The sequence below is a fragment of the Verrucomicrobiia bacterium genome, from assembly GCA_035489575.1.
Taxonomy (GTDB): Bacteria; Patescibacteriota; Saccharimonadia; order Saccharimonadales; family JAGQNK01; genus DATHJY01.
In genome coordinates, this window is the sequence record DATHJY010000013.1 from 151,879 (window position 1) to 177,427 (window position 25,549).

A 25,549-nucleotide genomic window follows, 5' to 3' on the forward strand; every position below is an offset into this window, starting at 1 on the left:
CCTACTTAACGGTGGTGCCGACTTTTTCGCCCTGGCAAATCTTCAGCAGATTGCCTGGTACCATGGCTTCGTAGATAACCACTGGCATGCCTTGTTCCATAGCCAGGCCCAGGGCAGCTTTGTCCATAACTTTTATGGCGCCATCTTGTACTGCTGTCTGATAGTCGAGTTCGTCAAACTTCTTGGCGCCGGGGAATCTGGTGGGATCTTTGTCATATACCCCGTCTACTTTGGTAGCCTTCAGGACGACATCGCAACTGAGTTCTAGCCCAATATTTATAGCCGCAGTGTCGTGGGTAAAATAGGGCCGGCCGGTGCCACCAGCCACAATAACTGTTCGACCAAGCTCTATATGTTTATCGGCCCGTCTGAATGAGTACATTTCTGCCACTTGGTCAGCAAAGACATTGCTGAGGCACCGGGTTTGCACGCCGTGCGACTCGAAGATATCAGTCATAGCTATAGAGTTAATAAGTCCGCTGAGCATGCCCATGTGGTCGCCGGTGACGCGACGAATGCCTTGCTTGGCAACTTCGGCACCGCGGGCCATATTGCCGCCGCCCACCACAATCACCAGCTGGTAGCCGGCTTTGGTGGTCTTCTTTACCTCGTCCGCAAAGTAGGCGGCTACCTGGGGGTCAATCCCAACGTCAAACTTGCCAGCTAATTGCTCACCAGAGAGCTTCAGGAGTACGCGTTTGTACATTACTGGTAGTCTAGCATAAGTTCAATTGCTCTTCGCCATTACTGTGGTGCAGATAAGTAAGAGCAGAAATTTTTATGCAATAAAGCCCGGGAGCTGTGCACAAGTCTGAAAATAGGGTAGATATGAGCTTCTGACACTTTAGAATTAAATTGACTATTAGTCCATCATATGTTAATATTTGCCCGTTTCAGTTAGTTCTTTAAACCCATGTAAATCCATCACCTAGGGAGGTGGAGCGTTGATACGAGTCGTGACTGCATTGTGCACTGCTGTGGTGGCCCTCCTGGCCACAGCAAGCACTGCACATGCAGAGACCCTGGACGACACAGTGGAAGCCCTCAAGGCCAGTCCCGTGTACGTCGCACCAGGCACCGAAGGAACAACCCCCGACACCGCCGGAGAACTGCTGCATCAGATACATGAAGGAGACTACGTCTTCATCATCATGCTGCCGCAGCAGGCCATCAGCGAGTCGGGAGAAGAGCCAGCCGATCTGACGGCGTTCGCGCAGCGAATCGACGAGGCTCTCGGTGGCAAGAACATCATCGGTTTATCCGTCGGCGATCAGATCGTGGCCTATTCGGCCATCCTGCCCGCCGGCGAGGCGACCGACCTGATGGATCGAGCCATCAGCGTTTCGACCAACCAGAGTGAAACCCTGATTACGTTCATCCGGAATGTCCACCACTGGCAGGATCGCAACCCCGAGGCTGCGGCCTCCAAGTCGGCCAAGCCAGAAGATGAACCACCCCTCGTCCCACTTGCCGTGGGCTGCGTGGCAGTGGTGCTTGCGGCAATCGCCACGATTGTTGTGTTCACCAAATCGTCACGGAGCGAAGACTCAGGGCCGGCATTCCATGCGCCCCGCAAGGTCAGCGACATCCTGCGAGACATCCTGCAGCTAGCGCCGCAGGTGAACCGCAGCGACATGGAGCAGCTGATCACCCAGATCGTCTGGGATTGTGACGCATACTTCGAGCGCCAGGTGCCCCTCGGCACCACGGTCAACGAAGATAGTGACAATTTCAAGAACCATCTGGGCAATCTTCGGGGACTGATCATCAAGTACATCGACGTGCAGGACTGCCCGCGCTACTACGACAATCCCCGTGAACTCATGGAGAGCGGCGAGAACGCGATGCGAGGTTTTGCAGAGATGGTGCTCGACGATATCAGGGACGGCAACACGAGCAGTCTTGCCGTTTACCTGGTCAACGCCGACATCATGAACGCAGAGCGCACCTGGAGCAAGTAAGCCACGGGCGCTAGGCCTTCTTTCAACTGAAACAACATTTCTCCCCAACGGCTCATGACACATGTGAGCTGTGCCACCCGACCCTCATCCGAGAGTCACGAACCTTCCAAACCCAACAACCGCACCTGGAGGTGCAGTGAGTTCCAACCGAAAGCTCAAGCGAGTCGCCTCAGCATTGGTGGTGACCGCCATCCTGACCAGCGTCGGTGCCGCGTGCTCCTCGAGCACCGCCAACACCTCGTCCATGTGCAGTTTCGTGCTGGGCGATGGCAGCAAGGGCCACGACCGCAAGGTCCACGACGTCGTCTACCCCGACGACAACGTCGACTACAACAGCGATACCGAGGACGTGCGCTACGTCCCCTGCAACGCCCGGAACTTCATCATCAACGACGGTTCCGTGACCTACGGCGCTGACCAGAAGGTCGGTGACCGAAGCAACCCCTCGGTGGGCTACACCAGCGATGGCACCAAGGTCAACGGCTTCACCAGCTCGTACTGGACGCTCAACCAGGACGAAGAGGCCTTGCGCGCCTTCTGGGCCGTCTGCGACAAGTACAAATGCTCCAGCGACGATGCCGAGTCCGGCGATGCCAACTTCTCCACCGAAGGGTGGAACGGCATGCTGGCGGAGAACTTCGGCCCCTCGGTGGACGATGCCTTCAGGATCGCTGTCGCCGAGGTGGACGACGAGGTCTGGCAACACCCCACCCCGGAGCTCGAGCAGCAGATGAGCGACCGCATGTCAGCGGCATTCGCCGACGCCGTGCGGGCCAAGACCGGCTACGAGCTGGACATCTTCTGCGGATCGGGCAACTCCGGCTGGGACGACGTCGACAAGCCCGGCGAGGGTGACTTCTTGTGCACCAGCGTGCGCATCGAACTGGACGGCATCATCGCCGCCAACTCGGGCACCCAGCAGAGCAGCGAAGAGGCCACCCAGGCTCAGAGCGAGCTCGAGAGCAACGCCGCCCGCCTGGCTGCCGCCGAGGCCCTCTACGGCCCCAGCGCCGGCTACTGGCTGGGCCTCATGGACGTGCTGGACAAGTGCAAGGGCGAGGAGTCGCACTGCGACGTGAACATCGGCAACCCGCCGGGCGTTCCCGTCAGCCAGTAGACATCCCACCCAGTACCCAGCTCTGATCCAGAGCCAAGCAACCCTACCGTGTGAGTAGGTCATACACGCCCAGCGCGTAGATCACACCAGCCTTTCGGAAGCTGTAACACTCCGAAACCGGGGAACGCTTGTGGAGGATCGCATTTCATGCGATCGCTAATATCAACCACAAGCGTTCCCCAAACAGACTCCATAGATCTACCAAAAGCTATGCCGATGAGCCGTAAACGGCGAAAGTCTATCGCAAACTATTGCATATATATCGATAAGATTGTATAATTAATTATCCTATCGCTCGTTCACATCGGACCGCAAACGGTCCCCAACCCATGAAGGAGACGCCATGTGCGTCACATCCGGCCCCGCCGAGATCAACGACACCCGCGTCCTGACGTACGTCACGTACGGCTCGGCCCGCCACCAGCCCGTCCACTACAGCTTCTACCAGAACCGCGCCAGCGAGCGTGTGCCCGGCCAGGGACCCAACTGCATGTTCTTGCAGTTCCCGACCGCGCATCTGGAGGCAGTGGACGGCCCCAACCACACCCACGACTTCATGCGCGACGTCACGGCCGGGCTGCCCGACCTGGTGTACGTCCCCCGCATGCGCGGAGCAACCCTGGGCGGCCTCGCCACCCGGTCAGCCCTCGGCGCGCCCGTGGTCGTGGAGCATGGTGACTACCACCTCATCCTGTGCAGCTCGCCCAGCCGCATCCTGGAAGCCCTGGATCAGGTGCCCCCCAGCCGTCGGCCGGCGCATACCGCGCAGCTCGAGGCCCTGGCCGCCTGGTACGGGGAGTGGTACCCGGATCACTCGTTCGTGCTGGCCTGCTTCAACGGCAGCGCCAACCCGCGGCACCCGATCGCCGTCAGGTACGTCCCCAACAACGACGACGTGGTGTTCGCCCCCGGACTGGACGGCCACACTGGCAACGTGCCGATCATCGGCCAGCCCATCGTGCGTGACTTCTACGTCGCGTTCGCGGTCCAGGGCCAGCAGCTGCCGATCAGCTTCCGCTACCAGCACGGCGGCTTCATCATCCAGCCCGACTGGGCCCCGCTGCCGAACCTGGGAGTCGCCGGCTTCCACGACAACCGCTTCGACGCCCCCAACGGCGACTACACCGTCGCGGTCGACAGCCTCCGGCAGGGCGCTTCCGGCCACGAGCTGGTGGACGTCCTGATCTGACGCAACTTCGATAGGTGATCGAGTAGAACCGATCAAACAACACAAAAAGCCCTAGGGTGATGACCTGTTCTTTCGCATTTATGCGAAGTCATCACTCTAGGCACTACCATGTCTTAATCTCCAAGATGTATAAAGTGGTTTATACTCTTATATATGGCAAAAAAGACTTATAACGAAGACGACCTGAAGCGCATAGCCGAGCTCATCACAGAAGACATTGGAATGCGAATCGACGCCCTGGAAGAAAATATGGGTGCCATAGTCGAAAGGAAAGTCCGTCCGGTTGTACAAGAAGAGCTTGTCGAGGCAAGGGAGGACATCAAACTCATTAAAGCTGCGGTCACTGATACCAGTAATGACCTTCATAAACTTGAAAGACGAGTGGCTCGCCTAGAGGCCACACGGGGGATTCCTGGGTGAAAATCTACAGCTGGAATGTCAATGGAATCCGCGCCGTGGTCAACAAAGGTGCTTTTCAAGAGTTTATAAAAACGCACCAGCCAGACATCTTGTGCCTGCAAGAAACCAAGGCCATGCAAGGGCAGGCCGTTATAGAACTACCTGATTATGAGGAGTACTGGCACTCAGCCGAAAAGAAGGGGTACAGTGGCACCGCCATCTTTACCAAGCACCAGCCCATAGCTGTCATCAACAGTTTGCCAGAAGATATCCAGAAAAAATACGGTCTGGTGGCCGACAAATATGGCAACCCCAATAGCGAGGGCAGGGTCATCGCTGCCGAGTTTGAAGATTTTTATATTGTTACCGTCTACACCCCCAATGCCAAGGACGACCTCAGCCGCGTACCACTGCGCCACAAACAGTGGGATCCAGCTTTCCTGGCCTACTGCCAACAGCTAGAAAAGAAAAAGCCCGTCATCTTTTGCGGCGATCTCAATGTCGCTCATACACCCGACGACCTAGCCCGCCCCAAACCAAATGAGGGCAAGAAAGGCTTTACCACCGAAGAGCGCGAAGGCTTCCAAAAGTTCATAGACCACGGCTTTGTAGACACCTTCCGTATGTTTACCGAAGGCAACGGACACTACAGCTGGTGGTCCCACTGGGGCAATGCCCGCGCCAATAATGTTGGCTGGCGGATTGACTATTTCCTGGTGTCAGAGGGCTTGAAGAAAAAGATCAAAAAGGCCCAAATCCATGCCGACGTCATGGGGTCCGACCACTGTCCCATCAGCATAACCCTGCAAACATCAGCCTAGGATAGGACAGCAATGGCCAAAACACGTACCATCAGACAAAGCGACACCAGCTTTGAAGAGATAAGTCAGCTGATCTGGAAACATCTGGAAGAGCGGGATTGGCTCGGCAATTCGCCCCGAGGCTATGCAACATCTATTGCTATCGAGGCTGGTGAACTGCTCGAGCACTATCAGTGGTCCGAGAAAGCAGTGGGCGACAAGCAAGCCCTAGCTGATGAACTAGCCGATATACTTATCTACTGCTTCCAGTATGCCCAACGAACTGACATTGATATGACCCAAGCTATCAAACAAAAACTGAAGAAGGCTGCCCAGAAGTATCCAGCCGAAAATTTTAAGAATAGATCCAAAGCAGACAGACACCAAAACTGGCAAGAAGCACTCAGGGCTTATCGCACCGAAAAAACATGAAAGAACTAACTCTTGTGTTCCTCATCCGTGACCACCAGGTACTGCTGGCCATGAAAAAACGTGGCTTTGGTGCCGGCAGATGGAACGGAGCAGGAGGCAAGCTCGAGCCAAACGAGAGCACCACAGAGGCTTTGGTCCGCGAATGCCAGGAAGAAATAGGTGTCACCCCCACTAGCTACGAAAAAGTAGCAGACCTCACCTTTGACGCCTATATGAACGACCAACGTACTGATCTACATGTCCATGCCTTTCTGTGCCATGAGTGGACTGGCCAGCCAACCGAGTCCGAAGAAATGCGTCCTCAGTGGTTCAAAACAACCGACATACCTTATGGCGACATGTGGCAAGACGACAAACACTGGCTGCCACAAGTTCTGAACGGCAAGAAAGTAGTCGGTACGTTTGCATTTGATAAACAAGATGTCATGCTCAGCCATAAAGTGCAGGAGGTAACAGATTTTGGATCATCCAACATTTTGGCATAGACAAACCATCGACAAACCTCTGTATCCAGATTTGGTATGGAGCCGGCCAGAACGGCGCAGTGCCGCGGGCAAGCTGTTGATCATTGGGGGCAACTTACACGCCTTTGCCGCTCCGGCCGAGGCTTTTGCCCGGGCCGAAAAAACCGGTGCCGGTGTTGTCAGGGTAATGCTGCCAGACGCTGCCAAGAAGATCGTGGGACCCATACTGGAACATGTAGAGTACGCACCCAGCACCCTCAGCGGCAGCTTTGGGCAAAAAGCCCTGGCAGAACTAGTAGCCGCCAGCGCCTGGGCAGACGCCGTGCTAATAGCCGGCGACCTAGGCAGAAATTCTGAAACAGCCATTCTGCTCGAAAAGCTCGCTCAAAAATACCCGGGCCATCTGACGCTCACCAAAGACGCCGCAGACTATGTGACATCTGCGCCAGACGCCTTTGTGCACCGCCAAAACACCCTGCTGGTGCTCAGCTTTGCGCAACTGCAGAAGCTGGCGACAAAGATGGGATACACCAGAGCCTTTACATTCGATATGGACCTACTGCGACTAGTTGATACGCTGCACGACTTTACCACCCAGCACACCATCATGATCGTCGTGCAACACCTAGAGCAACTGATTATAGGCGTGAATGGCCAGGTGGTAACCACCACATTACCGGAGGTCCCAGAAGCCTGGCGAGTCCAAACAGCCGCAGCCGCTAGCGTCTGGTGGATGCAGAACCCGTCCAAGCCGCTGGAGGCTTTGGCGACCACCCTTGTTGCAGATCACGCTTAACTCCTTTACTGTTGGCCTTTATGTCTGAAGCATTGCCACCTATCATAGAGCACCTAATCGACCAAGTCCCAGAGCACGAGGGCTACCCACGCCCACACGAACTACGCACAAACCTAGAGAATCTCGAGACCAAGTATCGCGACGACCCAGACATCTGCGCCGAGTTTAGGGAGCATGTAGACAGCATGGGCCGGTTTTTTGAGGTGTTTGTTATTGAGTTAACCGACGCAGATCCCGATGCCGGCGTCTTATATATCAAGGACGACGTGCATTCAAACGAGCACGTCGCCAAGGGCACTATGGATCATCTGGCACCTCGCGTACTGGAAGAGCCCAAGTTCATGGTCCAGCTTGGCCTTAGGCAAATCATCTACTACGACGCAGAATCAGAAAGCGCCGAACGCAACGGGGACCAGGTATATCAAGGCCCACTGACCACCGAACTCTTCCTGCAGGGCAGCCACCGATCCATGACCAACATAGATTACAGCTACCACCTTGGGTCCCAGGCGCCCCCAGGCACAATGGCATCCATGAAAATCATGGAGTTCTACCAGCCTACCGTTTTCTTTCCCGGCCACTGCGCTGCCCTCAACGAAGGCGCCTACTGGCTGATGTCGCACGATATTCCACTGCTGAATGAGTGGCTGATCGCTCTCTCGGATCATGAAGGTATCCCCCGCACTTCGTATGGCAATACTGCCGCCGTGCTTGCTGACGGAATCTTTGCACGTCGATCGTCTGCCGAGGGCAAGATGTCTCACGAGTACCTCAAAAAAGTAGCGGGGCTCACTGCTTTGGCCGCATTAAGCGAGGGACCCTACTTGCTGTCTCAGGCCTCGGAGGCTGACACGCCGCCAGGTCAACGCCTAGATCAACTGGGTCATATGGAAGACCTTGTCAGTATTTATCAAACCGTCAGAGACACTATAGCTTGCGACGACCTAGCACCAGAAACACAGCCACACTACGACGCGGTAGCAGGATGGCTAGCAGAAGTTGAGCCATATCTTGCCGGTGTTACCAACAAGCCAATAGCAGAGCTACCCCAGCTTGATGCCTCTCTCAGACAGATGCTCTACTTTGCCGTCCCGCTTAACAGCGCCCGGCAAGTGGCCGAATTAAGTAACAAGCCAAAGTTGGCACGGCGAGCGAACGACAAGATCATCGAAATAGCTCAGGCAGTCGATGAAGGGCTGCAGCCTATCGGGCTCAGACCCCGTCAGCTCATAGCCCTACAGGTAGGCACCATTGCCGCTGCTGCACTAGCACAGAAGCAAGGACTGATTACCGCTGAGAATAATGTAGTGCTATGACATAGAACTGGGTAAGCAATAAGCTAGGCAGAAAGCTTATAACCAATCTTTTTGGCTAGCTCGTGAGTCCAACGGTCTAGACGCTCAAGTTGGTGTCCCATGACAAGCCTTTCGTCATCAGAAATTTCCTGTCGCTTGGCCATCTCATCCAGCAGGGCAAGCACTCGTTGCATATCTAAGCTACTGGCTTTCTCTGCCAGAGATTTATCAACTTTATCAAAGCGCTCAGTCATATATTTGAATAGCCGTGTGAATTCGTCTTCGCTCATAACTACCAGTATACGCCAGCCTACAGAAGAAGAGGGGGCTGTCTTTAGCACAGCGATTGAGGTTTTTAGGTGCCGGAGGAGGGACTGCCTTCGGCAAGTTGCAGAGCTTTCTCGGTGCAAGCACCTGCGAGAGCTCTTTGCGAGCGAACCCTCGGCTTCGCCGTACGGGTCCGAGGTACTTTCAATACCAAAGTAAAAAGCCCGCCAAGAGCGGGCCTTTTACTTTGGTGCCGGAGGAGGGACTCGAACCCTCAAGCCTTGCGGCACACGATTTTGAGTCGTGCGCGTATACCAATTCCGCCACTCCGGCTCCTCTGTGTTAAAGCACAACCTATACACGGATAGGTTTGACCGTCCTACTGTACTATAATTACCCTGTTAGCGCCAGCGTATGCGGCCACAAGACACCCCATGGATAACCCCTTTCAAGACAACCCACTATTTCAGAACCTCCAACCCAAAAGACGGGTGGTAGAACCATTACCCGAACAAACCGGCAAGAACGATAATCCGGCCGTTGATTTGATTCGCCAAAAAATTGGCAACCTCTATATCGAAGAACCAAACGCCAAAGAAGAGCTGGTCGAGGCCAAAGCAGCCGGCAAGAAGCGGTCCAAACACCAGCAGTTTTTGTACGAGATTAGCCAGTCGGGCAAGCCCCTAGCAGAGATACAAAAAGCCTGGCACACCTATTACCAAGAGCTACCCGACAAAGACAAGCACGAGGTATGGCAGGAATTTTACGAAGACCACCAGCCCAAGCACACCAAGATAGAACCACATCACACAGAAACCAAACCCAGCAAGCCAGACAAACCCGTGGTTCACCCCCAGGCCAGCGCACACGTCACCACAGACGCCCCAACAACCGACCTGCGCAGTGTGTCAGATGTCAAAGATCAGCTGCTGGGCCGTATCCAAAAACGAGGGACCGCAAAAAAAGGACACCTGCAATCATTGCTGTTTGGTTTGGGCTTGGGAGCTGTCGCGGTTGTTATATTACTCTTTGGTTTTTTTAACGAACGATTTATTGCGCCGTTTATCACACCCAGCAAATCTGTCAGCAATAGCCCCATCATCATAGATCCAGCCAGCACCACCGTAGGGACTGCGCCCACCGTTCTGATACCCAAGATCAACGCCGAACTGCCCGTTGTCTACGACGAACCATCTGTCAGCGAAGCAGCCGTACAAAAGGCCCTAGAGCGCGGAGTAGTGCACTACGCCACCACGCCCGGCCCGGGTGAACTAGGCAACGGCGTTATCTTTGGCCACTCTAGCAACAACATCCTCAACAAAGGGCAGTACAAGTTTGCCTTTGTGCTGCTGCACCGCCTAGAGATTGGCGATACCTTTATGATTCAAAAAGATAGCAAACGGTATATATACCGCATATTCGAGAAGAAGGTGGTCAAACCAACCGAAGTGGCCGTATTGGGCAAAACCACCAAGGCAGCCACCTTTACCCTCATAACCTGCGACCCACCCGGCACTTCCATAAACCGTCTGGTAGTCATTGGCGAACAGATCAGCCCCGACCCCGCAAGCAACATAGCCAGCACCATCCCCCAAGACGAAGCCACCCAACCCCAAGAACTCCCCAGCAACTCCCCCAGCCTCTGGCAAAGAATAACCTCCTGGTTCACCTCGTAACTCCTGAAGTTCCACTGAATAAACCCAGAAACTCTTATTTAAACAGTGCATTCCCCACATACAAGCCAGTACGCGGTTGGCCAAACATTACTAGCCAGTAGCTCCCAACTGTCTGGGTCCTGCGGGATTTATTATTGACTTAAAAGATTGCAGGGCCGCAAACAGGTCCTCGGACCGCAGGCGGCTGGGAGCTACTGGCTAATCAGTTTTGGCCAAAGCGTACGTGACTTCCATGTGGGGAATGCCGCCACGAAACGTGGATGGCTTACCCCACCTCCGACCAGATCAGGCTTTCCAGAAACTGATTGGGTGGCTGGTCAAGGCTACCGTAATGGTTCAATACCTTCGCACCACCAGTCCGAGCGGCGAAGCCGCGAGCTGGTGGAAAGAAGGGATAATGAACCATATGCCATACACCACTAATCCCAAACTCCCCCGCCTGCGTATGCAGGCTGTGCTCATGGTTCGCCGTGGCCACAGTGTGCGAGCGGTAGCTCGCCACTTTGGGTACAGCCACAGCACCGTGTCCCGCTGGGTGGCTCGTGCTCCGTTCGATGGACGAGAAACCATCCCCACACTCCGCAGCAAACCCAAGTCCCATCCCCGGGCTTTGGCCCCAGGGCTTGTGTCAGCCATTGTGGAGGAACGCTTGCGCACCAAGCGCTGCGCCGAGGTGATCCAGGCGAGCCTTGCCCGCCGTGGCATCACCGTCTCGTTGAGCAGCGTGAAACGCACGCTCAAGCGACACGAACTGGTGCCGTCCCGCAAATGGAAACGGTATCGCCCACCAGTGGCTCGGCCTCCGGCCGAGACCCCTGGTGCCCTCGTGCAGACAGATACCATTCACTTCCTGGATTGGCAGACCAAGGAGATGTTCTACCTCTACACGGTGATTGATCTGCACAGCCGCATGGCACATGCGGCTGTGCACGACCACATCTCACAACACTGGAGCTACCAAACAATCCTGGAGGCCCAGGCCCTGTTCGGCTTTGCCTTCCAGACGGTCCAGGCAGACAACGGACCAGAGTTTGCCACTTGGCTCAAAGACATGTTGAAGAGCAAAGACATACAACTTCGCCACAGCCGAGTCCGCCAGTCCAATGACAATGCCCACATTGAACGCTTCAACCGGACCATTCAGCAGGAACTGCTGGGCACCAGGCCGCTCCGCGGCCAGGTGACTAAGACCAGGCTAGACGCCTGGCTCCACTACTACAACCACGACCGGCTACACCTTGGTATTGGACTTAAGACACCAAAAGAACAACAAGAACTGGCTGCAAGACAACCGGCCTAACGGCCGGTTAGTGGTGCGAAGGTATTGATTAGATTGCGGGCTACCTGCGCTCCGAGGACTGTCTGAAGTTCTGCTATTCCGTTAAATCAATGACAAAAGCAGAACGAGTTCCGCAGGAGCCGGATAGCTTTGCCGGCTGCCCAGTCACGTTTTTGGAACCGCCTGTCTGGCGAAGGTGGGGTAAGTACTAGGATCCGAAGGGGTGGGTGTTTTTGGCTTTTAGGTTAGCGAGCTACATCGAGGCGGCGATGCGGAGGAGTTGGTCGCTATTTAATGAGGAGTTGCCCTCTATTTGGTACCAGACGCCTTCATCTACCCAAGTGGCGTTGCTGCCATCGTATATATAAATGGTCCGCTCGCCATCCTGAAAAGTCTGATAAGCGCGGCGATCACTGGCAACGTATTCCTCGCGCAAAGTCTCGGTATTCCATTCGGATGTCTTCTGGCTTACCCGGAATCCCCGAGTATCAGAGTTTGACTTGTAGCTAATAGTAATTTGGCCAGGCTTGTACTGAATAGGACCATTCATACCAAAGCCAGCCGGCTGGTAGGCGGGCAGGCTGCCTTGTACGCCAGCACGGGCAGTGGCCACTCGCATAGCTAGATTGGGCACGTTCTGAAAGGCAATAAAGCCTGCCAGTAGAACAGTCGCCAAACTGGCTGCTGCTATATTGGTTGTTTTGCTGCTGACACGCAGTCTGTGCGCAACTTTTTGCCGCTTAGATAATTTCTTGTGCTTGGGCTGGGTGTGGCTGGTAGCTTGCTCTATAGCTTTTTCCAGAGACAAGGGTTGCAGATTAGAACCAAAAACTTCGTGGTGCTGGGTGAGGGGGCTGATAGGCGGTGCCGTTGGCTCTGGCTGCACAGGCAAAACAGATGTGGTTGGGGTTATGGGTGCATGTACGCCAAACCGGCTCACCATGTGGCTCTTGCTAATAGTGGTGGTGCGCGAATGTCGGCCGGGATCTATGTCCAGGTGCGGAGTAACGTGACGCTTTACACGCATGCGCTCGGGCCCGGCCTTTGGCGTGGTCGGTTTTTTGACCGCGTGACGCATGAGGGTCTTAGATTTTTCGGTCCTTTGGTGTACTTTTTTGGCGGGTGTTTTGGCATGGGTGCGCTTGGCAAACCCATCTAGCACTACACCACTTTGTTGGGCGAGCGGTTTTACGTAGGTCTTATTGCCGCTCGTGACTGTCTCTTGAGCCGACATTAATTTGCCGGTCCGAGCATCGTAGTGCCGACCATTCAACTGGATAGTGTTTTGTTTGGCAGAACCCATCTTATTTGTTTGTACCCTCAAAGATTTCCGAAAAAAGCTTTTGCTTCATTTATCTTAACCCTTGATCAGGGTTTTCGCAAATGAATGGAACGGAAGGAGCTCAGAGCCTATTCCAGATCTCGCTTTCGATACCAAAATCGATACATTCCGGGCGGTTTTGGGGCAAAATTGGAGATCTGGAATAGGTTCTGGAGTTATACTAGTGGTGGAATATGGATTTTCTCGACCCAAAAAAGAAAAAGGCCCACATCATACGACTGTACATCGGCTACTTTTTGATGGCCGTTGCCCTGAGTATCGGCACCCTTATCTTACTGTTTGAGGTATCAGGTTACGACTACGACCGCAAGACCGGCACCGTTATTCAAAATGGCCTGGTATTTGTAGATGCTCACCCAGAGCAGGCCACCATTTTTATGAATGGCAAGCAGGAAGGCCAGACCGACACCAGACTGACCCTGCCAGCCAACAAATACGACTTCGAGCTCAAACGTGACGGCTACCGGACATGGCGCCGAACGCTACAGCTAGAGGGCGGCAGCATAGAACGCATGGTGTATCCGTTCTTGTTCCCTGAAAAGCTAGAGCCAAAAGACGTACAACTATATGGCAGCAGTCCCGGACTGGCCACCCAGAGCCCGGACCGCAAGTGGCTCTTGGTCCAAAAACCCGCCACCCTCACGTCTTTCGACATAGTAGACCTTGGCAATAGCGCCAACCCCGCCACCACGCTGACACTGCCAGACACACTTTTTGCAGCGGCCAGCGGCGACCACAAGCTGGAGGCAGTAGAGTGGTCTACCGACAACCGACACGTATTGGTCAAGCATGTCTACGCCGGTGGGCCAGAATTTGTCATGGTAGACCGCGAACAACCAGCCACCAGCTTCAACATAAACAAAACATTTAACCTAGCGCTGAGCGACGTCGCGTTGCGTGACAAAAAGTTTGATCAGTTCCATTTGCTAGAAAAAAGCGGTGGCATCTTGCGGCATGGCGACGCCAAATCTGCCCAGCTAACTCTGCTAGCCAACAGAGTGCTGGTCTTCAAGTCATACGGCGACGACACACTTGTCTACGTTACAGAAGAAGGCGCTGCGGTCGGCAAGACCGTGGTCCAGCTACGCAAGGGCAACGACAGCTACAAACTACGAGAACTACCAAAAGGTGATATCAACGTAGTAGACGTCAGCCGGTTCGACGACCGGTGGTATGTGGCTGCCGGCACCAGTGCCGAGAACAAGGTCTATGTCTACGAACAACCCTTTGAGGCGCTGATTCAACAAAAAGACAGAGCCCTGGCACCCGTCGCCGTACTGAAGCTAGACAAACTAGAATATCTGTCAGTATCGGCCAACAGTCGATTTATTGGCGCGCAGGGCGGCAGTAACTTTGCGGTATACGACTCCGAGCACGACCGCACCTATCACTACGATACCAAGCTGCCCCTGACACCCGGCTACAAGGCCCGTTGGATGGATGGCCACCGCTACATGGTAGTCTCCGAGGGACAGGTGGCAGTCTTTGATTTTGACGGTATCAACATACAAAAGCTAAACCCTTCAGACGCCGCCTTCTTGCCATTCTTTGATAGAGATTATGACTTCTTATACAGCATAGGTCCGTCGGTGACAGTCCAGGGCAAGCCGGCGTTACTGAGAGCTCCCATGCGAATCTCTTCGGATCAGTAGCAAATCTACCTCTGTTTTCGTATAATCAACCAATATGACAGTTAGAACCAGGTTTGCCCCCAGCCCCACGGGCTATATGCATGTCGGTGGTGTACGTACCGCTCTGTTCGCGTGGCTGATCGCCAAGCAGAACAATGGCGTGTTTATGCTGCGGCTAGAAGATACCGACAAAATCCGCGAAGTCGAAGGCTCCGAACAGCACATCATGGAATCACTCAGGTGGCTCGGCCTGGAATGGCAAGAGGGCATCGATATTGGTGGGGCCTATGGCCCTTACAAGCAGAGTGAACGGCTGGATACTTATAAGGAATGGGGCCAAAAGCTGGTGGACGCCGGCAGGGCCTACGGCGACCCCTATACAGCCGAAGAAGTACAAGCCTTTCGTGAGCAAGCCAAGACCGCCAAAAAGCCATTCTTGTTCCGCGACCACCGACCAGATAACCCACCCACGTGGGATGGCAGTCAACCCCTCCGGTTCAAGTCCCAGCCCAAAGCTTACACCTGGCATGACGCTGTCATGGGAGATTTGTCGGCCGGCGACGAAGCCGTGGACGACTTTATCCTCATAAAATCAGACGGCTATCCAACTTATAACTTTTGCCATATCATTGACGACCTCCTGATGGAGATCACCCACATCATCCGCTCGCAAGAGTTTATTGCCAGTGTCCCCAAGTATTTAAATTTGTACGAAGCCCTGGATATCAAACCGCCGGTGTTGGCCACCGTTCCTATGGTTATGGGGCCAGACGGCAAGAAAAAACTCAGCAAGCGTGACGGCGCCAAAGATATCCTGGATTACGCCAAGGAAGGCTATCTGCCAGAAGCCCTTATCAATTTTATGGCTACCCTGGGTTGGAACGACGGTACCGAGCAAGAGATCTTTACCGCAGACGAACTTATTCAAAAGTTCAGCCTAGAACGGGTCCAAAAGGGCGGTGCCCATTTTGATGATCAGCGGCTGATTTGGCTAAACGGCGCGCATATCAGAAAGCTGGAACTGGACGATCTGTACCAAAAGGTCAAAGACTTTTGGCCACCAGAAGCCAAAGACTATGATGATGTTCATAAAAAACAGGTGCTTGGGCTGGTACAAGAACGCCTAAAATACTTTGCCGAGCTGCCAGACCTAACCCGATTCTTCTTTACAGACCTACCACTCAATCCGGCACTTATCAGCGAGCACAAGCAGCTGAAAAAGCTAGAGAAAGAAACACTCAAAACGCTATTAGAAACTGCCCAAACTCAACTAGAGCAAAGCGATTTTAGCGTGGACGACCTGACCACACGCCTGAACGAACTGTTGGCCGCAACCGACACCAAACCAGCCGTGTTATTCAGCCTGGTCCGTATTGCCACTACCCAGGCCCCGGCCAGCCCCGGCCTGGCAGAGACCCTGGCCGTCCTGGGCAAAGAGGTTAGTCTGCGCCGCCTGCAAACTCAGCTTGCAGCCCTCTAGCTTCCCGCGCATAGGATGCCTAACTCTCTATCGTTTCGCTGCTATTACAGCTCATCAGCACAATTATTACTTTGTGGACGATAGTGGCGGGTGGCCGTGAGAGGGGTGCCAAAAAAGGCAACAATCTCAGAGGACCACCCACCGTGGTAGTTGTTGACCGTCATACCAGGACGGCTAGGGGAGAGGACTCAGCGGGCGTAGGGCTTGCAGACCCGGTGCCTGGTCTCTTGGAAGATCATGCGGTAGGTCCTCTTCCGGGGTGGGCCGCCAGGACGCGAACACGACAGCAGCTCCACAGCCGCACGGGTCTGCTTGACCTGCTCACGCCGCTTCTCCTCGTCACGCTGGGCGCGAGTCTGGCGACGATCCCGCCGGCCTTCGACGATCCGCTCGTACACCTTGCCGAACACGGGAATGCCGCTGACAGCGCCCGCGAACAGAGCCAGTCCGGCAATGATGCCCAGAAGGACCAGCGGCACCAGGTGCAACAGCAGGCTCACGCCCAAGCATTCCCACCAGCTCCAGCCGAGCCAGTGCACAACTCGCTCGTTCTCGGTCACGTGCCAGCTGCTGATCCCCAAGATGATCAGGGCAACCGCCAGCGGCGACAGGGGGTTCAGGGGCAACCGCCAGGCGGGCAAGCGACGACCCTCTCTGTCGAACCACCAGATGGAGTTGTCGGCCTGCTCGCTGACGTGCCGGATCCGATAGCGCAAGGGGTGGGCAAAGCTCTTGTACTGCAGGTCGCGCAAGCCCAGCGCAAGCCCGAAAACGACCTGGAGGGTCCGCAACAGGTAGGCCCATGGAAAGTACAGCGGGGCGTAGAGGCCCAGCAGGATCATGCGGGCACGGCCCTTGCACTGATCGAACGCCGCGTCGTCCACGAACTTGCCGGTGTAGTCCCGGAACCACTGGGGCAACGGCTTGGCGAACATCTCCTCCGGCACCACCATGGTGATCTCGTCGAAGACCTCGTACAACAGACAGGCCTCTCGGTTGCCACGGTCATGCCGTCGCACTCGTCGAAGCTCGCCGTCGTAGTTGTCGAACACGACTCCCGGGCGGAAGACATCACCAAGGCGCCAGCTGCCGTGACCTTCATCATTCCAGATCACAGTGGCACTGATGGCGTTGTTGCCCGGCCGCGAGCAGGACACATACTGCTGGCCTTCGCTGAACGGCACGATGTACTGCTTGGTCACGCTGGAGTAGAGACGCCTCTCCTCGCCATCTCTCTGGGTGACCGAGTATGGCCGCACCATGATGAGGACGAAGGGGTTGACGATCTCGTGGTGATCCACCAGATCCTGCAGCTCGGAGGTCGGAGCACACCACGTCACTTTGACGTTGGCTTCACTCGTCCCATCCTCGTGTATCACCGCACTGAGCTGCAACGGCTCTTGCCGCTCGGTGGGAGTAACGGTGTCAGTCACCGTGTAACCTCCATAGGTAAAAGAGCAACGAGACGATCTCGTTACTACGCTACTATATCCTAAAGTGGCTGGAGTTTCTACTTTATTCTCTAGCCCGTGTAAGTAGGCTGGCTGCAGTTGACATCCACGTCATCCACATCTATCTAGTCAGAAGGGCTGAGTCCGTGCCTCTCGTTGGCAGCCCGAACATCAGCAAGCAACTGAACCGCTTCGTCCTCAAGGTAGGCAGCGGTATCTTCTAGACATGCCGTTCTGGCCAAGACAGTCAGTGTTTGGTCATCAAGTTTACGCAACGTTTCGTCGGGCGTATCAAACTGGGCCTCGAAAGCATCCATATTATCCATGAGGTATATAATACCACTATTTTACTAAATAGTCAATATCTTATCTGAGGCGAATGACTGTTTCGTCGCCACTCGTCGTGGAGGGCTTTGGGGGCTCTGGCGTGGGCTTGTCCGTCTTGGGAGCAGGAGTTTCAGATCTCCGAGGCTCGGCAGGCTTGGGGGCCGGCCTTTCTTCGCCTCTTTCTCTTGGCTGGCGGTTGCCAGTGCGATCGGATTGCTCGGTAGACACGCCGGGTTTTTTGCGACGTCGGCTGCGCGTTCGTTTGCGCTTGGGCCTATCAGCCTCTTCACTGGCTGGCGCCAGAGGCGGTACGGGTATAGGCTTAGGCTCTGGTTTGGGTTTTTCCGGGGGCGCTGCAGGTCTGGGTGCTTCAGCGGGGGCTGGTACAGCAGGTGCAGCTGCTTCAGATGCAGGCTTGGGCTGTGCCATGTGCGTCACGGCTTTGCCGAGGTCTTTTACTTTAGTGACGGTATCTTTCACTTTCTTTTCTACTGGCCGAACGACGGCAGCTACTGCTGCTGGTGCAGCAGGTGCAGCCACGGGCTTATGTGCTGGCGTGGCAGGCTTGGGGGCCTGGTGAGCAGGCTTTGGATTGTTATTTGGATTATTAGCAGGCCTGGGCTTGTCCTGATGGTGACCTTTTGGCTTGGTGTTGGTCTGGATGGCTTTTGCTATTTGTTCCGGCGTTAGGTAGCGTTCACGAACGTAATCTTCTATGTCGGATTTCTTATAAGCAAAGTTTTCACGGCTGGCAGCAATAATCTGCTCGCTGTAGTCTTGATTCTGGGGCGGTAGTTCTAGCGAGGTGGCAGAGAAAGCCTGCACCTTTTCACCCTCTATGGTCATGCTGATAACAAAGTGACGGTTATGCATGTGCACCAGGTCATGTTCTTCAAACTTTGGTTCGAAATACTTGGTCATAATACGCGAGTCGTCGGCACTCATACGGAAGCCAACTATAGAACCCACGTTGCCAAAGACAGCATCTTTGACTTCCATGCTCATCTGGGCAATGTACTGGTTGGCTACGGTCAGATTTAGGCCGTACTTACGAGCCTCGGACAAGATGGTAGCAAACGAGTCAGTGGCAAAGTTCTGGAATTCGTCCACATACAGATAGAAAGGCACACGCTCGCTCAGGTCCATATCTGCCCGGGACATAGCTGCCATCTGAATCTTGGTTACCAGCAGCGCACCTAGCAGGCTGGCGTTATCTTCGCCGATCAGGCCACGTGACAAGTTGACGATCAAAATCTTGCGCTCGTCCATGATCTTGCGGATATTAAAGCTGCTGTGCGGTTGGCCGATGATATTACGAACAGTAGGGTTGGCGGTAAAGGCACCTACTTTGTTCAGCACTGGCGCTACGGCCTCGGTGGCAAATTTGTCGTTCCAGCTGGCAAATTCTACATTCCAGAAGTTGACCACTACGGGGTCAGTCACGTGCTTTATAACGTCCTGGCGGAACTTTTTCTCTGTCAGCATGCGGGTGATATCCAACATGGTCGCTTCCGGGAACTCCACCAGCGCCAGCAGAGTGTAGCGCAAGATATATTCCAAACGTGGACCCCATGACTCGAACATACGCTTGAGCACCCCAATCAGTTCCGACACAATGTGAGTACGCAAGTTGGGGTCAGAGACCTCTAGGGGGTTAAAGGCTACCGGGAAATTAGTATCAGAAGGGTTAAAATAAATAACGTCGTTCACCCGCGCCTCAGGGACGCGGCGCATGACGCTCAGGGCATAGTCACCATGAGGGTCAATAATCGCAAAGCCAAAGGGACTATAAATATCAGATATACTCAGTAGCTCGAGCAGACCAGACTTACCAACACCGGTCTGTCCAATAATATACAAGTGACGTCCACGGTCGTTCCGTGGCAGACCAAACATAGAGTTATGGCCCCTAAAGTTGGTGACAGCAACGGGGCTGATAGTGTCTCGGTTCTTCTCGTTTACAATGGGCAGGATAGCCGGTGGTTCGGCCGTCTTGGCCCGAGCCCACAAAATATTCGGCGTCTCTACGTTGGTATGGGGCAGGTGATACAAGCTGGCAACTTCTTCGATGTTACAGACAAACCCCCGGCGGCCAACAGTGCGCGCCCGATACAACTCGACATACCGAGGGTCCTCACCCAAATACTTGGCCGTAAAACCGTTCAGGTAGGTGGTGTTGAACTGTTTGAAGCTGGCAGTAATAGCCTGAATACGCATACGGGCCTGGGGCGCACTGGTGTTGCCACGGTAAATCAACCGCACGGCAGTTTCGTAGGCTAGCTTGTGGCTTTTGGCTTCGGCCGCACTGGCCCGGGCTGTTTCGTGCTCGGCCAGCTTGGGCGCGCTGCCACCACCGCCACCCTCACCGGGCGGTTCCCACAGTACTTTGATCATGCCAAACCCCATAGGCCCGGCGCCGCCGCCACGAATACCGGCTACGTATGATTCGCTTCGTTTATGCCAGTTGGAAGGGGCGGGGCGTATCACCACCTGCAACCAGGCCTCTTCGTCTTCGTCAAACTGGGCCAGGGCAGCTGTTATGGCCGCCAGAGGATCAACCTCGAAGCTCGGAAAGGTCTTGATAGGCAAAGCCTCGTTGGCAGTAAACTTTATCTCTGCTGCTGCCTGGACAACCACCTGGGCGTCGGCCGTGTGGGTATAATCATCAACTTCGGCAATGTGCACGTCTGGGTATTGGGCATAAATTTGTTCTTCGACAAAGCTCTTCAAATGTTCGGGCACCCAGATATAAAAGCCAATGCTTTTGTTTTGCACGGCAATCTCAAAACTCACCCGCTCGTGCACCTCTGTTTTGAAAAAAGAAGCCTGGGCTGTGGTTAATAAGCCATGCAAGCTGGCAAACATCTGCTCTGCGGCCAGTTCCTTCTTTTCGTTGGTACGGGGGACTTGCAGCAGCAGGACGGTGCCAGGGTCGGTGGCGACGGGATTAGATAATTTTCCGAACAGTGAACCCATCTTAAGCCACCCCTCCAGCCTCAGCCCGTTCTGACGGCACAACAAGGTCCCCACAAAATCTGTTTTGTGGGGTGTGTGCGCTTTGCCAGTCTTGCTTGTCGGCGTACCTACGGGTACGCCTTCGTACAAGAACTGACAAATCGTACTTATCAGAATAGGCTTTGCTTAACAGACGAGGGGCTTTAGGAGGATTCATAGACATATCAATTATACGGTGTTTTGTTTATGGTAACTACCGGAACACGCCAGAGGAGTGGGTTTCCGGGCAGCCAACACCTGAATACACTGAGCCAAAAATGTATTTAGGTGTTGTCAGGAGAGAGGAGAATGCGCGAATGGGTGAAGGAGCCGTAGGGCCACAATGCACGCACCGCGCACCTCCTCGCTCCTGGGAGCTCATGTAGAAGTGGGTTAGCGCTCGGCAGAGTGACCGGGCACGATCAGGCCGAGGATCAGGAACACTGCGCCAACGATGATGGGGATAGCGACGACGGGAACATCGACGGAGTCAGTGTTGCCATCAGCAACGAGCTTGAGGGCCGTGAGGCAAGCCACGAAGGCAATGAAGTAGAGCAGAACTTTCATATCCGCCGACCTTTCAAAGGTTGTCTGCAACGTGCAGCCCGATCGCTGGGGAGCGATTTCTTATCTTGCGATTGGGAGTAAGGGCACATTCATCTGGATGCACTTATATCCAATCACAAGTTCACTTCTTAGAACTTAAGGTGCGTTGTCCCTTTGCAGGGTACTAACACAGTAATATATTTTACACTATTTTATATTAAAAGTCAATCATCGTCTGTACTCAGCATAAAAGAAGCTTCGAACAGTATTTAGATATTTGTCAAAATGTCATTATTGCATATCATGATAGGTATGATCGAGTCCGAGGTAACCGAACGCAGGAGTATTGAAGCCACTATGCCTGATGTGGCTCAGCAGCTGGTAGGTATAGGCACAGAGATCGAGACTGCACAGGAAGCGGCTGCAGTAGCTAGCGAGCTGCTCGCAGTGCGGCACGAGCTGGGTGATGACCGGATTGGTCTGCAGGGCGAGCGGATGCTAGAGGGATTCGAGGCCCCACACTGATCTGATGCTTCGGGTAGGCAAAACCATCCTTGAACTAGGGTCTAGCGCAGCAGGAATAGCGATTGTGCAACATGTGACTTACCGCAGTGGGGAAGCCACGCCCGGTCGGTTCAAGCGCTCACCTAAATTTCGCCGTTTTATGGGTGACTGCCAGCGACTAGCCCGAGCGGTTCTGGACGAAGACGAACCAGATGTAGTCGGCGCGACCAACGCCGCAGATCTGTCTATCCCTGGCTGGCTACGCGACCAACGCCGCACCGATTCCAGCCTGACCAACCAACTGCCCCTGGCCGAACTGCACAATCAGACCAAGCAAGTACACCAACGGGCCACAGAAACAGTTACACCTGCCGACGCGGCTCTATTTGTAGCACGGACTTTTGTGGATTCGGTAGCCCTGTTCGATGCCTGTGACCCAGACAGCCTGGACCAGGTGCGAGCCGCACTGTCAGAAGAGCAGGACTGGAACCCCATATTCTACAAGCAACCCTGGCAACAAGCCCTGATCATGGCTGGGTCGTTAGTGGACAACGATCCTGACAACGGCTATGCCAGATTGGCTACCGTCCACACCGTTCTCTTGGGATTTGTTGACCCAGACCGTCTAGAAGGCCGCGCCAAGAGCAGCGACGGTGGGCTATTCAAAAGACTTCGGCAGCGCCGACTGGGCCTGGACCCAGCAGCGTCACCCTTGCCCCAAATACACAAGACTATCACCGCCAACTACCAGACCTTGCGTGGCGACATAGACAGTTTGGCAGTACAGTGGGGGGACTGTTTTGCAGACGGATACCAGCAAGTACGAACAACTCGAGAATCCCTATTAGAGGCACTGGCTGGCCGAGACCTTAGCTCGCCCGATGCCATGCTGGGTGCGCTCTCCCTAGAAAAACTCCTGACCGCCGGGACACTGCAGTTGTGGGAAAAGCGGCCCCGGTTCCGGCAGATGCAGCCGCTGGCAGCCGTCACTGGTGAACTCGCACTACACGAGGCACTGGCCCGGGCCATAGAAGTCGAGGGTGTCGAGGCACGCCGACAGCAAGTTCAAACATTGCTGACCGAACATGCCGAGGTACACGCGCCGTACGAGCTATCGCGCACCAACTTCCGCAAGCTGGTCGATCCCGACAGTCGGTATGTCCGCCAACTGATGGATGGCTTTGGCTCGGAGCTGGTGGGCCGAGCGCGGATTGCTCCTGTAGATAAAAGTTTTGCCCGTGACTTCCTGACCATGATGTATGTGGTCAACGAACGGCTAGCCACTACCGATCATCAGGTTGTTTTTGACGAACTACTAGAGGACGCGCAGCGCCTAGAAACAATTCGGACCGACCTGGAAGATCTCAGAGCCGCCCACCGCCTGGAGCGCCCAACTCCCCAGTTGCAGCAGGTACTGAGCTGGTACTTGGCTAACGAGCTCATCCTAACCAGCTCCTACATCAAACTACTGCCAGACTTTGCCCAAAATGTCATAAAACAGTTTGATGCCTACTGGAACGAAACCCAGGGCGAAGAGGCTGTCGCTACAGATGAGACCAAACAGGCAATCGAGCCACTGCCCGCATCCGACCCACGACGGGCAGCCATCTTAGAAATTATTAACAAATCCACCCCCTTAAACTTCCGGGTTTTCCCACCTGGAGTCAGCATGTCCGAGCTGCGCGGCGAACTAGAAGCGCATTTGGCCACGGACAAAAAGGCGCTCCAGCGCGTAGAGTGGGAGCGGCTGGAAACAATGCATGAACTCTATCTACAACTGGGAGCAATCGATGATATCACGGCTACTCTCTACCGGGCCTTACCCGGTTCGCTCAAGCAAAAGATCCCGTACTTTGTGCTAGAGCTGAAGTTTAAGCACCCCGAAAAAAAGATCGAACAAATCGTCACTGTGGGCGACAATCCACTGTACGGCAACGCTGCCTATGCCTACGCGGAGCGCCCGTACCTGAAATGGCGCGAACTCTATCGCTTGTCCAAGGCCAACGCCCAGGCTCACGGTGCCGAGGCGCTTCGTCACCCCCACGGCAGCGATATGCGTAGACACCGCATGCGAATGGTAGCCAGCATCCAGGCTTTGGCCGCCCAGGCAGCTGCCGCGGCCGAAGAATAAAATTACCACGTAGTTTACCCTTACGAACCGGTAATGGTAAACTACATGGTAATGATGGATGACATAAAGCCGTCTCGGCCGCGCCCAGAGGCGTCGCCAGAAATGGCACACACAAAAACCAATATCAAAAACGTAGCGGTCATGCCAGCACCGGCTTTTGTAACACCCGAACAAGCCGCAGAGGCTGACATGGGTGGTCCGCCGCCCACGCAGCCGACCACCTTTCATCGGCATGCACCGCCAAAAGGACGGGGGCCAAAGGCTTGGCTGGCCAAGTGGAAACACCTCAGCCGCAACAAGAAAATCATTATATTGAGTATCATTGCCGGACTGCTCATTGCCGGCGGACTCATTTGGTGGTTTGTATTACGTGACAAACCGCAGCCCGCCAAACCTGCCACCAAACAAGAAGCCAAAGTAGAGGAGCCACCCAAGCCCACCACCGTCGCCTCTCGCCTGACAGGTGTACAGGTTGCCCCCGAGCTCAATAATTTGCCCATGACCGGTGTCATGATAGAAAACAGCCCAGATGCCCGCCCCCAGGCCGGCCTGTACGACGCAGGCGTTGTCTACGAGGCAATCGCCGAGGGCGGTATAACTCGTTTCCTGGCCCTATTCTTAGAGACCAAGCCCGGATATATCGGGCCCGTGCGCTCTGTGCGGCCATATTTCCTGGATTTCTTGGTGCCCTATGATGCTGCTATCGCTCATGCCGGCGGCAGTGGTGAAGCCCTGGCCCAGATCAAGCGCGAACAGATAAAAGACATCGACCACGGCGCCAACGGCAGCACCTTCCAGCGTGTCAATAACCGCTTTGCACCCCACAATCTCTATACCAGCCGAGACGCACTGCTAACCGCCCAAAGCGCCAGGGGGTACAACAGCAGTAACTTCAGTGGCTTTGTTCGCAAGGCCGACAAACAAGTTTCGCCAGCCACAGCCCGGACTATCGACCTGACTATTAGCGGCTTCCTCTACAACCCGCACTTTGACTACGACGCCACCAACAATACCTACTACCGCAGCGAGGGTGGCAAGCCACATATGGACGAGAAAGCAGCCAAACAGATCAATCCCAAGGTGATCGTAGTGCTGGTTATGTCACACCGTTACGCCGGAGTGTACTCGCAGTACGGCACTACGGGTTCGGGCAAGGCTTATTTCTTCCAAGATGGCACCATGACCGAAGGCATATGGGAGAAGTCGCAGCGTAATAGCCAATTCAAGTTTGGCGATGCTAACGGGGCCCCGCTTGCCCTCAATGCCGGGCAAACATGGGTGTCTATAGTAAGTTCAGCCGGAGCAGTAGTAGCAAAGCCATAGAAAGGGAAGTACCCCGCTCCACCCACCATGACCACCTCAGACTCACCTCAGCGCACAGGAGCACTCCCGCAGATCCGCTCCGCACTCATCGTAGCTACGGCTACGACTCGTTTACGGTGCGTTCCACAGCAGCACTCCCGCACAG

23 protein-coding genes and 1 tRNA gene are annotated in these 25,549 nt (G+C 54.8%); 17 read left to right on the top strand and 7 right to left on the bottom strand.

The features are described from left to right. Window position 1: 1 nt before the first annotated feature. The gene (gene pyrH / locus VK694_06625; GenBank protein HTE58392.1) at window positions 2-706 is read right to left on the bottom strand and encodes a UMP kinase; all 705 of its coding nucleotides are present in this window, start codon (window positions 704-706) and stop codon (window positions 2-4) included. A gap of 328 nt (window positions 707-1,034) precedes the next feature. Here pyrH and VK694_06630 point away from each other — a divergent pair, with 328 nt between their 5' ends. The 9 genes from VK694_06630 (at window position 1,035) to VK694_06670 (ending at window position 8,474) form a co-directional block, all read left to right on the top strand. Further along, entirely contained in the window at window positions 1,035-1,961 is a 927-nt protein-coding gene (locus VK694_06630; GenBank protein ID HTE58393.1) for a hypothetical protein, read from the top strand. A gap of 136 nt (window positions 1,962-2,097) precedes the next feature. Continuing rightward, entirely contained in the window at window positions 2,098-3,078 is a 981-nt protein-coding gene (locus tag VK694_06635; GenBank protein ID HTE58394.1) for a hypothetical protein, read from the top strand. A 343-nt stretch (window positions 3,079-3,421) separates the two neighbouring features. Beyond that, on the top strand, window positions 3,422-4,267 hold the full coding sequence (locus tag VK694_06640; protein HTE58395.1) for a hypothetical protein: 846 nt from the start codon (window positions 3,422-3,424) through the stop codon (window positions 4,265-4,267). A gap of 153 nt (window positions 4,268-4,420) precedes the next feature. Next, window positions 4,421-4,687 (top strand): hypothetical protein, encoded by a 267-nt coding sequence (locus VK694_06645; protein HTE58396.1) that lies wholly within the window; start codon window positions 4,421-4,423, stop codon window positions 4,685-4,687. After that, a complete protein-coding gene (locus tag VK694_06650) occupies window positions 4,684-5,487 on the top strand; it encodes an exodeoxyribonuclease III (GenBank protein ID HTE58397.1) in 804 nt (267 codons plus the stop codon). The genes VK694_06645 and VK694_06650 overlap by 4 nt, the downstream gene beginning before the upstream one ends. Before the next feature lie 12 nt (window positions 5,488-5,499). Next, window positions 5,500-5,898 carry a MazG-like family protein gene (locus tag VK694_06655; protein HTE58398.1) on the top strand — a complete coding sequence of 133 codons (399 nt, stop codon included), beginning with the start codon at window positions 5,500-5,502 and terminating at the stop codon, window positions 5,896-5,898. Next, the gene (locus VK694_06660) at window positions 5,895-6,383 is read left to right on the top strand and encodes an 8-oxo-dGTP diphosphatase (protein ID HTE58399.1); all 489 of its coding nucleotides are present in this window, start codon (window positions 5,895-5,897) and stop codon (window positions 6,381-6,383) included. Before VK694_06655 ends, VK694_06660 begins: the two co-directional genes overlap by 4 nt. Then, window positions 6,358-7,158, top strand: coding sequence for a hypothetical protein (locus VK694_06665; protein ID HTE58400.1), 801 nt, complete (start codon window positions 6,358-6,360; stop codon window positions 7,156-7,158). Before VK694_06660 ends, VK694_06665 begins: the two co-directional genes overlap by 26 nt. Window positions 7,159-7,178: 20 nt before the next feature. Next, window positions 7,179-8,474 (top strand): hypothetical protein, encoded by a 1,296-nt coding sequence (locus VK694_06670; protein ID HTE58401.1) that lies wholly within the window; start codon window positions 7,179-7,181, stop codon window positions 8,472-8,474. A 23-nt stretch (window positions 8,475-8,497) separates the two neighbouring features. On the opposite strand, the gene VK694_06675 is transcribed toward VK694_06670, so the two are convergent. Then, on the bottom strand, window positions 8,498-8,743 hold the full coding sequence (locus VK694_06675) for a hypothetical protein (GenBank protein HTE58402.1): 246 nt from the start codon (window positions 8,741-8,743) through the stop codon (window positions 8,498-8,500). 225 nt (window positions 8,744-8,968) lie between these two features. Then, window positions 8,969-9,053: transfer RNA gene (locus tag VK694_06680), tRNA-Leu, on the bottom strand. A gap of 101 nt (window positions 9,054-9,154) precedes the next feature. Between VK694_06680 and VK694_06685 the strand changes: the two genes are divergently transcribed. Together VK694_06685 and VK694_06690 are read left to right on the top strand one after the other, a co-directional pair. Beyond that, entirely contained in the window at window positions 9,155-10,396 is a 1,242-nt protein-coding gene (locus VK694_06685; protein ID HTE58403.1) for a sortase, read from the top strand. A 331-nt stretch (window positions 10,397-10,727) separates the two neighbouring features. Further along, the gene (locus tag VK694_06690; protein ID HTE58404.1) at window positions 10,728-11,696 is read left to right on the top strand and encodes a DDE-type integrase/transposase/recombinase; all 969 of its coding nucleotides are present in this window, start codon (window positions 10,728-10,730) and stop codon (window positions 11,694-11,696) included. Window positions 11,697-11,928: 232 nt separating this feature from the next. On the opposite strand, the gene VK694_06695 is transcribed toward VK694_06690, so the two are convergent. Further along, the gene (locus VK694_06695) at window positions 11,929-12,978 is read right to left on the bottom strand and encodes a DUF4367 domain-containing protein (GenBank protein ID HTE58405.1); all 1,050 of its coding nucleotides are present in this window, start codon (window positions 12,976-12,978) and stop codon (window positions 11,929-11,931) included. Window positions 12,979-13,190: 212 nt separating this feature from the next. Here VK694_06695 and VK694_06700 point away from each other — a divergent pair, with 212 nt between their 5' ends. The 3 genes from VK694_06700 (at window position 13,191) to VK694_06710 (ending at window position 17,624) form a co-directional block, all read left to right on the top strand. Then, window positions 13,191-14,669 (top strand): PEGA domain-containing protein, encoded by a 1,479-nt coding sequence (locus VK694_06700; GenBank protein HTE58406.1) that lies wholly within the window; start codon window positions 13,191-13,193, stop codon window positions 14,667-14,669. A gap of 34 nt (window positions 14,670-14,703) precedes the next feature. Continuing rightward, complete coding sequence (gene gltX / locus VK694_06705) at window positions 14,704-16,128, top strand: glutamate--tRNA ligase (protein HTE58407.1); 1,425 nt, start codon at window positions 14,704-14,706, stop codon at window positions 16,126-16,128. A gap of 83 nt (window positions 16,129-16,211) precedes the next feature. Next, complete coding sequence (locus VK694_06710) at window positions 16,212-17,624, top strand: hypothetical protein (GenBank protein ID HTE58408.1); 1,413 nt, start codon at window positions 16,212-16,214, stop codon at window positions 17,622-17,624. 80 nt (window positions 17,625-17,704) lie between these two features. Here the strand turns inward: VK694_06710 and VK694_06715 are convergent, their stop codons facing one another. The 3 genes from VK694_06715 to VK694_06725 all read right to left on the bottom strand — a co-directional run bounded on the left by VK694_06715 (window position 17,705) and on the right by VK694_06725 (window position 21,467). Continuing rightward, on the bottom strand, window positions 17,705-17,896 hold the full coding sequence (locus VK694_06715) for a hypothetical protein (GenBank protein ID HTE58409.1): 192 nt from the start codon (window positions 17,894-17,896) through the stop codon (window positions 17,705-17,707). Window positions 17,897-17,945: 49 nt separating this feature from the next. Further along, entirely contained in the window at window positions 17,946-21,011 is a 3,066-nt protein-coding gene (locus tag VK694_06720; protein ID HTE58410.1) for a DUF87 domain-containing protein, read from the bottom strand. A gap of 282 nt (window positions 21,012-21,293) precedes the next feature. Further along, complete coding sequence (locus VK694_06725) at window positions 21,294-21,467, bottom strand: hypothetical protein (protein ID HTE58411.1); 174 nt, start codon at window positions 21,465-21,467, stop codon at window positions 21,294-21,296. A gap of 264 nt (window positions 21,468-21,731) precedes the next feature. On the opposite strand from VK694_06725, the gene VK694_06730 reads away from it, so the two are divergent. The 3 genes from VK694_06730 to VK694_06740 all read left to right on the top strand — a co-directional run bounded on the left by VK694_06730 (window position 21,732) and on the right by VK694_06740 (window position 25,404). After that, window positions 21,732-21,971, top strand: a complete 240-nt coding sequence (locus tag VK694_06730; protein ID HTE58412.1) for a hypothetical protein — start codon at window positions 21,732-21,734, stop codon at window positions 21,969-21,971. Between the two features lie 64 nt (window positions 21,972-22,035). Continuing rightward, a complete protein-coding gene (locus VK694_06735; protein ID HTE58413.1) occupies window positions 22,036-24,081 on the top strand; it encodes a hypothetical protein in 2,046 nt (681 codons plus the stop codon). A gap of 102 nt (window positions 24,082-24,183) precedes the next feature. Continuing rightward, window positions 24,184-25,404, top strand: coding sequence for a DUF3048 domain-containing protein (locus VK694_06740; protein ID HTE58414.1), 1,221 nt, complete (start codon window positions 24,184-24,186; stop codon window positions 25,402-25,404). The last annotated feature ends 145 nt before the right edge of the window (window positions 25,405-25,549 follow it).

What these genes read in the sequence shown, in the direction of transcription:
- VK694_06640 (HTE58395.1), top strand. Translation starts at nt 3,422, where the DNA reads ATGTGCGTCACATCCGGCCCCGCCGAGATCAACGACACCCGCGTCCTG.
- VK694_06690 (HTE58404.1), top strand. Translation starts at nt 10,728, where the DNA reads ATGGTTCAATACCTTCGCACCACCAGTCCGAGCGGCGAAGCCGCGAGC.
- pyrH (HTE58392.1), bottom strand. Translation starts at nt 706, where the DNA reads ATGTACAAACGCGTACTCCTGAAGCTCTCTGGTGAGCAATTAGCTGGC.
- VK694_06655 (HTE58398.1), top strand. Translation starts at nt 5,500, where the DNA reads ATGGCCAAAACACGTACCATCAGACAAAGCGACACCAGCTTTGAAGAG.
- VK694_06715 (HTE58409.1), bottom strand. Translation starts at nt 17,896, where the DNA reads ATGGATGCTTTCGAGGCCCAGTTTGATACGCCCGACGAAACGTTGCGT.
- VK694_06730 (HTE58412.1), top strand. Translation starts at nt 21,732, where the DNA reads ATGTCATTATTGCATATCATGATAGGTATGATCGAGTCCGAGGTAACC.
- VK694_06670 (HTE58401.1), top strand. Translation starts at nt 7,179, where the DNA reads ATGTCTGAAGCATTGCCACCTATCATAGAGCACCTAATCGACCAAGTC.
- VK694_06645 (HTE58396.1), top strand. Translation starts at nt 4,421, where the DNA reads ATGGCAAAAAAGACTTATAACGAAGACGACCTGAAGCGCATAGCCGAG.
- VK694_06685 (HTE58403.1), top strand. Translation starts at nt 9,155, where the DNA reads ATGGATAACCCCTTTCAAGACAACCCACTATTTCAGAACCTCCAACCC.
- VK694_06695 (HTE58405.1), bottom strand. Translation starts at nt 12,978, where the DNA reads ATGGGTTCTGCCAAACAAAACACTATCCAGTTGAATGGTCGGCACTAC.
- VK694_06740 (HTE58414.1), top strand. Translation starts at nt 24,184, where the DNA reads ATGGCACACACAAAAACCAATATCAAAAACGTAGCGGTCATGCCAGCA.
- VK694_06725 (HTE58411.1), bottom strand. Translation starts at nt 21,467, where the DNA reads ATGAAAGTTCTGCTCTACTTCATTGCCTTCGTGGCTTGCCTCACGGCC.
- VK694_06700 (HTE58406.1), top strand. Translation starts at nt 13,191, where the DNA reads ATGGATTTTCTCGACCCAAAAAAGAAAAAGGCCCACATCATACGACTG.
- VK694_06675 (HTE58402.1), bottom strand. Translation starts at nt 8,743, where the DNA reads ATGAGCGAAGACGAATTCACACGGCTATTCAAATATATGACTGAGCGC.
- VK694_06660 (HTE58399.1), top strand. Translation starts at nt 5,895, where the DNA reads ATGAAAGAACTAACTCTTGTGTTCCTCATCCGTGACCACCAGGTACTG.
- gltX (HTE58407.1), top strand. Translation starts at nt 14,704, where the DNA reads ATGACAGTTAGAACCAGGTTTGCCCCCAGCCCCACGGGCTATATGCAT.